Source organism: Betaproteobacteria bacterium (assembly GCA_009377585.1).
Lineage (GTDB): Bacteria > Pseudomonadota > Gammaproteobacteria > Burkholderiales > WYBJ01 > WYBJ01.
Genome location: WHTS01000164.1, coordinates 1 through 10,410 on the forward strand (window position 1 = coordinate 1; position 10,410 = coordinate 10,410).

General features: G+C 65.6%; 10 protein-coding genes and 1 pseudogene. 9 read left to right on the plus strand and 2 right to left on the minus strand.

Going from position 1 to position 10,410, the window contains the following annotated elements; all coding sequences use genetic code 11:
* The 7 genes from GEV05_28550 to GEV05_28580 all read left to right on the plus strand — a co-directional run.
* Positions 1-2,574 (plus strand): monovalent cation/H+ antiporter subunit A (locus tag GEV05_28550; protein MPZ47243.1); only part of this gene is annotated, 2,574 nt, incomplete at its 5' end.
* Complete coding sequence (locus GEV05_28555; GenBank protein ID MPZ47244.1) at positions 2,571-3,014, plus strand: Na+/H+ antiporter subunit C; 444 nt, start codon at positions 2,571-2,573, stop codon at positions 3,012-3,014. The genes GEV05_28550 and GEV05_28555, both read left to right, overlap by 4 nt.
* Positions 3,014-4,585, plus strand: a complete 1,572-nt coding sequence (locus GEV05_28560) for a monovalent cation/H+ antiporter subunit D (protein MPZ47245.1) — start codon at positions 3,014-3,016, stop codon at positions 4,583-4,585. Before GEV05_28555 ends, GEV05_28560 begins: the two co-directional genes overlap by 1 nt.
* Positions 4,582-5,070: a Na+/H+ antiporter subunit E gene (locus tag GEV05_28565; GenBank protein MPZ47246.1), complete on the plus strand. Its 489-nt coding sequence runs from the start codon at positions 4,582-4,584 to the stop codon at positions 5,068-5,070. The genes GEV05_28560 and GEV05_28565 overlap by 4 nt, the downstream gene beginning before the upstream one ends.
* The gene (locus GEV05_28570) at positions 5,067-5,351 is read left to right on the plus strand and encodes a K+/H+ antiporter subunit F (GenBank protein MPZ47247.1); all 285 of its coding nucleotides are present in this window, start codon (positions 5,067-5,069) and stop codon (positions 5,349-5,351) included. The genes GEV05_28565 and GEV05_28570 overlap by 4 nt, the downstream gene beginning before the upstream one ends.
* On the plus strand, positions 5,348-5,707 hold the full coding sequence (locus GEV05_28575; GenBank protein MPZ47248.1) for a hypothetical protein: 360 nt from the start codon (positions 5,348-5,350) through the stop codon (positions 5,705-5,707). Before GEV05_28570 ends, GEV05_28575 begins: the two co-directional genes overlap by 4 nt.
* Before the next feature lie 125 nt (positions 5,708-5,832).
* The gene (locus GEV05_28580) at positions 5,833-6,858 is read left to right on the plus strand and encodes a hypothetical protein (protein ID MPZ47249.1); all 1,026 of its coding nucleotides are present in this window, start codon (positions 5,833-5,835) and stop codon (positions 6,856-6,858) included.
* 124 nt (positions 6,859-6,982) lie between these two features.
* On the opposite strand, the gene GEV05_28585 is transcribed toward GEV05_28580, so the two are convergent.
* Positions 6,983-7,672, minus strand: coding sequence for an SDR family NAD(P)-dependent oxidoreductase (locus tag GEV05_28585; protein MPZ47250.1), 690 nt, complete (start codon positions 7,670-7,672; stop codon positions 6,983-6,985).
* 145 nt (positions 7,673-7,817) lie between these two features.
* Here GEV05_28585 and GEV05_28590 point away from each other — a divergent pair.
* Positions 7,818-7,943, plus strand: a pseudogene (locus GEV05_28590) (2-pyrone-4,6-dicarboxylate hydrolase).
* 100 nt (positions 7,944-8,043) lie between these two features.
* Positions 8,044-8,931 (plus strand): fructose bisphosphate aldolase, encoded by an 888-nt coding sequence (locus tag GEV05_28595; protein MPZ47251.1) that lies wholly within the window; start codon positions 8,044-8,046, stop codon positions 8,929-8,931.
* A 3-nt stretch (positions 8,932-8,934) separates the two neighbouring features.
* On the opposite strand, the gene GEV05_28600 is transcribed toward GEV05_28595, so the two are convergent.
* Positions 8,935-10,056, minus strand: coding sequence for a mandelate racemase/muconate lactonizing enzyme family protein (locus GEV05_28600; protein MPZ47252.1), 1,122 nt, complete (start codon positions 10,054-10,056; stop codon positions 8,935-8,937).
* Positions 10,057-10,410: the final 354 nt, after the last annotated feature.

A 10,410-nucleotide genomic window follows, 5' to 3' on the forward strand; every position in this document is an offset into this window, starting at 1 on the left:
GTGCTGTATGCGCGCTACTACATGTCGCCGCGCGATCCCGTGCCGCGCTTCTTCTCCTTCCTGCTCGCGTTCATGGGCTCGATGCTCGGCGTGGTGCTGTCGGGGAATCTCGTCCAGCTGGTCTTCTTCTGGGAGCTCACCAGCCTTTTTTCGTTTCTCCTGATCGGTTACTGGCATCACAACGCGGCCGCGCGCGACGGGGCGCGTATGGCGCTCATCGTCACGTCCGCAGGCGGCTTGTGCCTGCTCGTGGGTGTGCTGGTGATCGGCCGCATCGTCGGCAGCTACGACCTCGACGAGGTGCTCGCCGCGGGCGATGTCATCCGGGCAAGCCCGTTGTACCTGCCCGCGCTGATCCTCGTCGTGCTGGGCGCGCTCACCAAGAGCGCCCAGTTCCCGTTCCACTTCTGGCTGCCGCATGCGATGGCAGCGCCAACACCGGTGTCGGCCTTCCTGCACTCGGCCGCGATGGTGAAGCTCGGCGTATTCCTGCTCGCGCGCCTGTGGCCCGTGCTGTCGGGTACGGACGCATGGATCTGGATCGTCGGCACGGCGGGGCTCGTCACCTTCGTCTATGGCGCCTACATGGCGATCTTCCAGCACGACCTGAAGGGGCTGCTCGCCTATTCGACCATCAGCCACCTGGGTCTGATCACCGTGCTGCTGGGGCTCAACAGCCCGTTCGCCACCGTGGCGGCGATCTTCCATATGGTGAATCACGCCACGTTCAAGGCCTCGCTCTTCATGGGCGCAGGCATCATCGATCACGAGACCGGCACGCGCGACATCCGCCGCTTGAACGGGCTCATTCGCTTCCTGCCGATCAGCGGAACCTTGTCGATCGTCGCCGCTGCCGCCATGGCGGGCGTGCCGCTGCTCAATGGCTTTCTCTCCAAGGAGATGTTCTTCGCCGAGGCACTCGACGTCGAGGGGCCGTTGCCGCTGCTCGATCGTATGCTGCCGTATGTCGCGACCGTGGCGGGCATGTTCGCCGTCGCCTATTCGCTGCGCTTCATCCACGGCGTGTTCTTCGGGCCCGATCCGCAGGGCCTGTCACGCACGCCGCACGAGCCGCCGCGCTGGATGCGATTCCCGATCGAGCTGCTGGTGTTCGCCTGCGTCGCGGTGGGCATGTTTCCGGCGCGGACCATCGGGCCGTTCCTGGATGTGGCGGTGCGCTCGGTGCTGGGTGCGGATACGCCGCAGTACAGCCTCGCGGTATGGCATGGATTCAACCGGCCGCTCGTCATGAGCTTGTTCGCGCTGGCGGGCGGCGCGGCTCTCTATCTGCTACTGCAGAGGCGGCTGACGCGCGGCACCGCTGGGGCGCCGCTGGTGCCGGATCTCGACGGACGGTCACTGTTCGACCGGGCGCTGGTCCTGGTTTCGTGGCGGGGCGCCCGTGTCCTGGAGCGCGTGCTCGGCACCTCGCGTCTGCAGCCGCAATTGCGCTGGCTCGTGCTTATCGCTGTTGCTGCGGCGTGCTGGCCCGTCTATCGACACGGTCTCGACATCGACGTTCTCCCTCTGGGACACGCCGATTTCGCGCTCGCGATCCTGTGGGGGATCGGCATGGCGTGCGCCGCAGGCGCGGCCTGGCAAGCGAAGTTTCACCGGCTGGTGGCGTTGATGCTCACCGGCGGCGCGGGGCTCGTCACCTGCATCACATTCGTATGGTTCTCGGCGCCCGATCTCGCTCTTACCCAACTGCTGGTCGAGATCGTGACCACGGTCCTGATTCTGCTGGGGCTGCGCTGGCTGCCGAAGCGCATCCCGTTCAAGTGGACCTTGGCGGGGGCGCGTGCCGCGTTGCCGCGCCGATCGCTCGATCTGACCCTAGCCTTGATCGCAGGTGGCGGCCTCGCCAGCGTGGCCTACGCGGTCATGACGCGCGTGCCGCCCGACACCATCTCGGACTATTTCATGACGCGCGCGTATCCCGAAGGCGGAGGGACCAACGTCGTCAACGTCATCCTGGTCGACTTCCGCGGCTTCGATACGATGGGCGAGATCACCGTGCTCGGCGTGGTGGCGATCGCCGTCTATGCGCTGTTGCGCAGGTTCCGGCCCGCGCGCGAGAGCGTGGAGCTGCCCACGCAGCAGCAGGTGCAGGAAGAGAACACCTCCCGGGACGACATGATGACGCCGCTGTTCATCACGCGGCTGATGTTCCCCGTGATCATCGTGCTGGCGATGTATCTCCTCGTGCGAGGGCACAACCTGCCGGGTGGCGGCTTCGTTGCGGGCCTGACCATGGCGGTGGGGCTGATCCTGCAATACATGGCCGGCGGGGTGCGCTGGGCCGAGGCCCGGCTCGATCTGCGTCCGCTGCGCTTGATCGGCATTGGCCTTCTGACCGCATGCGCCACCGGCGTGGGCGCGTGGCTGTTCGCGCATCCGTTTCTGACCTCGCATACGGCACACGTCTCGGTTCCGCTGCTCGGTGAGCTGCATATGCCGAGCGCGTTCCTGTTCGACATCGGGGTGTTTCTGCTGGTCGTGGGCGCGACGGTCCTCATCCTGATCGCCTTGTCGCACCAATCGATTCGCACCCATCGGCTGCCGCCGTCGTGAACGAGCTCATCGTCGCCCTCGCGATCGGCGTATTGACCGCGTCGGGCACCTGGCTGCTGCTGCGGCCCAGGACTTTCCAGGTGGTCATCGGCTTGTCGCTGCTGTCCTATGCGGTGAATCTGTTCATTCTGGCGATGGGGCGGCTCAAGGTCGATGCGGCGCCCATCGTCGCGGCGGGCGTCGTGCCCGATCCTGCGGCGTTCACCGACCCGTTGCCGCAGGCATTGGTGCTGACGGCGATCGTGATCAGCTTTGCAATGACCTCGCTGCTGCTGGTGGTGCTGCTCGCGGCCCGCGGGCTCACCGGGACCGATCATGTCGACGGGAAAATGGACGAGGACCAAGCGGACGAGGACCAAGCGGACGAGGACCAAGCGGACAAGAACCAAGCGGACAAGAACCAAGCGGACAAGAACCAAGCGGACGCGGAGGTGCCGTGATCGCGTGGGCCGATCACCTGCCGATCGTCCCCGTCGTGCTGCCGCTCGCGACCGGCGCACTCGTGTTGCTCATCGACGAGCGTCGCCGTGCCCTCAAGGGGCTCATCAGCCTCGTGTCGCTTTCCGTGCTGCTGCTCGCGGCACTCGCCTTGATCCGCTCGGTCGACGCCCCGGAAGCCTACGTCTACCGGCTGGGCGACTGGCCCGCACCGTTCGGCATCGTGCTGGTGGCCGACCGGCTGTCTGCGATGATGGTATTGCTTGCCGCCATCCTGGGCATGGCGGCATTGCTGTTTTCGCTCGCGCGCTGGCATCGCGCCGGGCCGCGTTTCCACGTGCTGCTGCAGTTTCTGCTGATGGGCTTGAACGGCGCTTTCCTCACCGGCGATCTGTTCAACCTGTTCGTCTTCTTCGAGCTTTTCCTGGCCGCCTCGTATGGGTTGGCGCTGCACGCTTCGGGTCCGGCCCGGGTTCGAGCGAGCCTGCACTACATCATCGTCAATCTCACCGCCTCGCTGCTGTTCCTGATCGGCGCAAGTCTTCTCTACGCGGTTGCAGGCACGCTCAACATGGCGGACCTCGCGCTGCGCGCCGCGCATACCGCGCCGGCGGATCGCGTCCTGTTCGAGATCGGAGCTGCGATTCTCGCCATTGTGTTCCTGGTGAAGGCGGGCATGTGGCCCTTGTGCTTCTGGCTGCCGAGTACCTACGCCGCCGCTCCGCCGCCGGTGGCGGCCATGTTCGCGATTCTGAGCAAGGTGGGTGTCTATGCCGTGCTGCGCGTTTGGCTGCTGTTGTTCGGCGCAGGCAGCGGCGCATCGGCCGGCTTCGGCGCGGCGGTGCTCGTGTACGGCGGGCTCGCCACCCTGACCTTCGGCGTGATCGGCGTGCTCGCCTCGCAGCATCTGACCCATGTCGCCGGATTCAGCCTGCTCGTGTCCGCGGGTACCTTGCTCGCCGCGATCGGCGCCGGCCAGGCCGCCGTCACCGGCGCGGCGCTCTACTACCTGGTCGTCTCCACGCTGGCAGTGAGCGCGTTGTACATGCTGATCGAATTGGTGGAGCGCTCGCGCGGCCCCGGCGCCGATGTGCTGGCAGTCACGGCGGAAGCCTTCGGCGATGTGGACGCCGAGCCCGAGCCGGCAGAGGAGATCGGCCTTGCCATTCCGGGCGCCATGGCGCTGCTCGGCTTGAGCTTCGGTGCGTGTGCGCTGCTACTGGCGGGTCTTCCACCGCTGTCCGGATTCGTGGCGAAATTCGCGCTGCTGTCGGCATTGCTGCAAGCGGACTCGGTGGCCGTATCGGCCTGGATCATGCTGGTGCTACTCACGCTTTCGGGGTTGGCCGCCACCATCGCGATGGGCCGGTCGGGTGTGCGAATCTTCTGGGCGTCGCATCAAGCGAACGTCCCCCGCGTGCGTCTCATCGAGATGGCGCCGGTCGCCCTGCTGCTCGCGTTGTGCATCGCGCTCACCCTGCAAGCCGGCCCGGCCATGCGCTACTTGCAGGATGCCGCGAACACATTGCACACCCCGCAGCAATACATCCAGGAGGTCCTTGGGGCGCGATGAGAACCTGGCTGCCGTATTCGCTGTTGACGGCCTGCCTGACCGTCGTATGGCTTCTGCTCACCCAGACGCTCGCGGCTGCGCATTGGCTGTTGGGTTTCTGGATCGCCGTCGCCGCCGCGCTGGGCTATGCGTCGCTGCGTCCGCCGCGAACGCCCGTGCGCCGGCTGCGAGTTGTACTTGGGCTCGCCTTCGTCGTGACTGCCGATATCGTGCGCTCGAACCTGGCCGTGGCGCGTATCGTGATCCATGCTCGCACCCGGGGGCGCAGCGCGGGGTTCCTCGATATCCCGCTCGAGCTACGGAGCCCGGCGGGCCTCGCGACCCTTGCGTGCATCGTCACGGCGACACCGGGCACGGCCTGGGCCGGCTACGACTCGTCGAGCGGCGTTCTCACGTTGCACATTCTCGACCTGATCGACGAGAGCGAGTGGATCGCGGTCATCAAGGAACGCTACGAGTGCCGGCTGCTGGAGATCTTTCCATGAATTCCGTCGATCTGCTCGCCATCGCGATCACGATTGCGCAAATCCTGCTCGCGTTGGCCATGACGTGTGCCACCTTGCGCCTCATGCTCGGTCCGCGCGCCCAGGACCGGGTGCTCGCGCTCGATACGCTGTACGTGAACGCCATGCTAATGCTGGTCGCGTTCGGCATGCGCGAAGGCACCTCGGACTATTTCGAGGCAGCGCTGGCGATCGGCATGCTGGGGTTCGTGGCGACGGCGGCGCTCGCCAAGTTCCTGATGCGCGGGGCGGTGATCGAATGAGCCATGCTTCCGACCTTTCCGCCCTGACCGCCTTCGTTACGGCGCTGCTGCTGCTCGCCGGCGCCGTGCTCGCGCTCATCGGATCCATCGGGCTACTACGACTGAAGACGTTCTACGAACGCGTGCATGCGCCCACGTTGGGAACGACGCTCGGCATGGGACTGGTGCTGATCGCCTCGATGATCCTGTTTTCTGCGCTCGAGTCGCGACCGGTGCTGCACGAGATCCTGATCGGGGTATTCATGACGCTGAGCACACCGGTCACCTTCATGCTGCTGGTGCGGGCCGCCAGGCACCGGGACCAGGCAGTGGACAACACGTCTCCGGCGCAGCAATCGGGACGCGAGCCGCGCTGACATATTGCTGGCGCGCTGCGCGTGATCTATAGTCGAAGCGATAGTGCGCAGTCGCGATTCGTTGCTTCGCATGGGCGCAGCATGGACGCGCCGCCGTGTATCCGCTCGATAGGACGTGTTTTCTTATGCTGCCTGTGCATGCAGCGATCACCGAGCCAGCCGCCTGGGCAGGGCCGGATATCCAGAACGATTGCGCGTGGATTCACTGCTTCGACGATGCCCAGTTGGCCGAGATCGAAGCGGCGCTTGCACATGCCAAGCGGCATGGCGCCCGCGTACCGTTCGGCACTGAGCGTTTTCCACTGCCGGGGCTCGCACCCGTCATGGCCGGCATCCTGGACGAGATCGAACGCGGCCGCGGTTTCAAGCTGCTGCGCGGGATACCGCGTGCGAGCTACAGCGACGCCGATTGCGAGCTGATCTACTGGGGGCTCGGGGTGCATCTGGGCAGGCCGGTGTCGCAGAATGCGCGCGGGCACCTGCTGGGCCACGTCCGCGACGAGGGTCGCACGCATGCGGACCCGAACGCGCGCGGCTACCAGACCAACCAGCGGATGGACTTCCATACCGACATGCTGCCGGTCGACGTGCTGGGGCTGTTCTGCTTGCGCACGGCTCGCAAGGGCGGGGCCAGCAAGCTGACCAGCGCGCTCACGATACACAACGTGCTGCGGGAGGAACGCCCTGATCTGCTGGAAGCGCTCTACGGCATCTTTCACATCGATTGGCGCGGCGAGGAACCGGCTGGCGAGCCGCCTCTGTTCTCGCTCCCCATGTTCAGCGAGTGCAGTGGCAAGGTGACGGCGCGCATCAATAGCGTGGCGTATTACGAATCGGCCGCGCGTCACGGCAGTCGCTATGCGCCCACCTCGCTGCAGCTCGAGGCGCTCGAAGCGGTGCAGGCAATCGCCAATCGGCGCGAGCTCATGCTCACCATGGATTTCCAGGAAGGCGACATTCAGCTCATCAACAACCACTCCCTGCTGCACGCGCGCGAGGCGTACGAAGACCATCCCGAGCCCGGGCGCGAGCGCCATCTGCTGCGAATGTGGATCGCTGTGGACGACGCACGCCGCCGCCCGCTTGCCGCGTCCCTGGCCCCGCGCTATCGCTGGGTGCGCGAGGGCGGCATTCCGGTGAAGGGCTCGTAACACCGGAAAGCGAGCTCGCGCCGTACATCGATGCGGAGAAGGCGGCGCTCTACATTGCCGGCCGCCGAGCGCTCACGAAGCTCTGCGGAAGAAACGCGTGCGTCCGGCGCCGCCGGATTGCAGCTCAGAACCGCTCCACCCAGGGCCGCAACTCCACCTCCCAGCTCCACGCGCTGCGCTGCTGCTCGATCAGGTGCATATACGTCTGCGCAATCGCCTCCGGATCGAGCAGGCTGTCCGGATTGTCTGCGGGCACCGGCCGCTGTGCGGAGCGGATGCCGCCGTCGATCACGACGTGCGCGACGTGTATGCCTTGCGGTGCGAGCTCGCGTGCCATGCTTTGCGCCAGCCCGCGCAAGGCGAACTTGCCCATGGCGAAGGCGGCGGAATGGGCATAGCCCTTGATGCTGGCCGATGCGCCGGTGAAGAGGATGGCGCCTTGCTTGTGCGGCAGCATGCGCTTGACCGCGGCCTGGGCGACCAGGAATCCGCCATAGGCGCTGACCGCCAATGCTTCGGCGACTTTCGCAGGGCCCAGATCGATCAGCGGGCCGCGCACCCGTCCACTCGGGTTGTACACGACCACGCCGGGAACGCCGATGCGCTCGTCGAGCTGCGCAAACAGCCGGTCCACGGATTCGGGCTCGGCGGCGTTGCAGGCGAGGGCGACGGCGCCGGTTTCGGTGCACAGCGCCGCCAGCTTCTCCACGTTCCGTGCCGCCAGCGCGCAGCGGTAACCGCGTGCGGCAAGCGCCCGGGCAAGCGCAGCGCTCAAGCCGCTGCCCGCGCCGACGATCAAAGCAGTCTTGTTCATGGGCTCCTCCGCCGATGCGACTGCGCAAGCTTACGCCATATCGCGCGCTTCCATTCGGCGCGCTAAAATCGGTCGGCAGCGTACGCCCGCGCAGCCCATGTCCTTGCAGGCGAACGCGCTCGCTGCATGCATCGGCCAGCGGCCCGAGATCAAACCGGACGATGCGAACCTGTTCGACCTGTTGCAGACATGGGCGCCGGACGAGGCAACTCGCAACACGATCCTGGTGACCAATCCCGAGGCGCTGTACGGTTTTCCCGGGTCTGCGTGATGCAAGCCATGCCGCCGAATGCCGTGAAACGATGCGCCAGCCCCGGGCCTGGTGTGCGTACAATGGCACCCGAGCTTTCTCATTTTCAGGAGAGATCGCCATGAATTCTCAACAGCACGACACGATCAAATCTGCCAAAGGCTTCGTCGCCGCGCTCGACCAGAGCGGCGGCAGCACGCCGAAAGCGCTGAGTTTGTACGGCATTGCGAAGGAGAGCTATTCAGGCGATCAGCAGATGTTCGACCTGGTGCACGCGATGCGCACGCGCATCGTCACCAGCCCGGCATTCAACGGCGACCGCATCCTGGGCGCGATCCTGTTCGAACAGACGATGGACCGTGAAATCCAGGGTCGGGGCAGCGCCGACTACCTCTGGTCGGTGAAGCAGGTGGTGCCGTTCCTGAAGGTCGACAAGGGCCTGGCCGATGAGGCCAACGGTGTGCAGCTGATGAAGCCGATGCCGGGTCTCGATGCCTTGCTTGCGCGTGCCAAGGACAAGGGTGTCTTCGGCACCAAGATGCGCTCGGTCGTGAAGCACGCCGACGCCAAGGGAATCGAGGAGATCGTCGTCCAGCAGTTCAGCGTCGGCAAGCAAATCGTGGCGAGCGGGCTCATGCCCATCATCGAGCCCGAAGTCGACATCCATGCGACGGACAAGGAAGGCGCCGAGCGACTCCTCAAGGCGGCCATACTCAAACAGCTCGATACGCTGGGTCAGCAGCAGCAGGTGATGCTGAAGCTCACCATTCCATCCGTCGCCGATTTCTATGCGGATCTGGTGAAGCATCCGAAGGTGCTGCGCGTGGTGGCCCTTTCCGGAGGCTACTCGCGCGAGGAGGCGAACCGATTGCTCGCGCGCAACCCCGGCGTGATCGCGAGCTTTTCGCGGGCGTTGACCGAGGGTCTCACCGCACAACAAAGCGACGAGGCGTTCAACAAGGCGCTGGATGCATCGATCGCCAGCATCTATCAGGCGTCGATCACCTGACCCCTATACCGCCAGATCGAGGATGCCGGGCTTCGGCGTAAAGCCGAGGCCGGGCGTATTCGGCAACGCGATCCAACCTTGCACCGGGGCCGGCGCGCCATCGAACAACGCCTCGCAGAGGCGCCACCCGCCGAGGTGGAACTCCACCCGCCCGCCATTCGGCACCCCTGCGTGCAGATGCATGTTGAGATGCGGGTAGTTGCCGCCCATCTCGAGCTGGATGTTGAACGCCTGGGCGAGCGCCGCCGCACGCAATCCGCCCGTGAACCCACCGATGTCGCGCACATTGGGCTGCGCGATGTCGATCGACTCGTTCAGAAAATACTCGCGCAAGGTCGAGATGTCCGAGGTGCCGGTGCTGCCGGCGGCGATCGGGATGCTGGTTGAACGCCGCAGCTGCGCCATCAGCCGCGGATCGGCCTGCAGGACCGGATCCTCGAACCATTCGAGATCGTAAGGCTCCGCGAGCTTTGCGAACCGGATCGCCTGCGTGAGCTTCGCGTTCTTGTTCGCGTCCACCATCAACGTGAGCTTGTCGCCGAGCGCTTCCCGCACGTGGCGCACGCGCGCCGCATCCTCGAGGATGTCCGCATCCGTGGGTTCGCCGTACATGTGATTGGTCGGATTCGTCCCGGCGGCGATCGCCATCTTGAGCTGCGTGTGCCCTTCGGCCATCAGCTGCCGGCCCACTTCGACCAGCTCGTCGCGGCTGTAGCGCGGCAGTCCGAAGGTGATGTAGATCGGACACTTCTCGCGCGCGCCGCCGAGAAGCTTCCAGATCGGCTGCCCGAACAGTTGGCCCTTGATGTCCCAGAGCGCGATGTCGATCATGCTCGCGGCGCAGGACCACACGCCCATGTAGAGCTTGTTGGCGAGCTTTACGTAGAGCGCGGTGCGCACGGCGTCGGGACGCAGCGGATCCATTCCCGCGAGCAGGTCCCTCGCTTCGCGGTTGATGAACTCCGCGATGCTGTAGCGCAGCGGGTAGGAGGAAAATGCGTGCCCCTTCATGCCGTCGTCGGTCTCGATCTCGACGAAGGTCACGAGCGCGTGCTGCTTCTCGCTGATCAACGGGAATTCGTAAGGGACGCGCAGCGTCCAGGCTGTAGTCTTGGCGATCTTCATCGGCTCCTCACCGTAAAGCGATTGTCAGTGAGCGTCGCAACGAACGTGGTTCCGCAGCACGCGTGCCGGCCGGGTGATCCGCAGACGGATCGCGCCGGCGCTCGGAGCACGCCCGCCGCCTCGATTGTCCAAATCGGCGGTCCAACATAGCCTGCGAATCAAGTGTATCGCAAGGTGTGCCGGCCGTTTCAGGGTTGCTCGTTCGGCAGCCCGGCCGCCTTGGCGGCGCGCCTTTCCCCTCCTCTCATGAGAAACATGTACGTTGACGCCGCCGATCAAGCGGCTGCAGCGGTCGGGGTGATTGCGAAGCCGAGGTCAGCGGCACGGCGGCGCAGGGCGGCGATCGAGCGCTGG

What these genes read in the sequence shown, in the direction of transcription:
- GEV05_28600 (MPZ47252.1), bottom strand. Translation starts at nt 10,056, where the DNA reads ATGAAGATCGCCAAGACTACAGCCTGGACGCTGCGCGTCCCTTACGAA.
- GEV05_28575 (MPZ47248.1), top strand. Translation starts at nt 5,348, where the DNA reads ATGAGCCATGCTTCCGACCTTTCCGCCCTGACCGCCTTCGTTACGGCG.
- GEV05_28570 (MPZ47247.1), top strand. Translation starts at nt 5,067, where the DNA reads ATGAATTCCGTCGATCTGCTCGCCATCGCGATCACGATTGCGCAAATC.
- GEV05_28595 (MPZ47251.1), top strand. Translation starts at nt 8,044, where the DNA reads ATGAATTCTCAACAGCACGACACGATCAAATCTGCCAAAGGCTTCGTC.
- GEV05_28580 (MPZ47249.1), top strand. Translation starts at nt 5,833, where the DNA reads ATGCTGCCTGTGCATGCAGCGATCACCGAGCCAGCCGCCTGGGCAGGG.
- GEV05_28585 (MPZ47250.1), bottom strand. Translation starts at nt 7,672, where the DNA reads ATGAACAAGACTGCTTTGATCGTCGGCGCGGGCAGCGGCTTGAGCGCT.
- GEV05_28565 (MPZ47246.1), top strand. Translation starts at nt 4,582, where the DNA reads ATGAGAACCTGGCTGCCGTATTCGCTGTTGACGGCCTGCCTGACCGTC.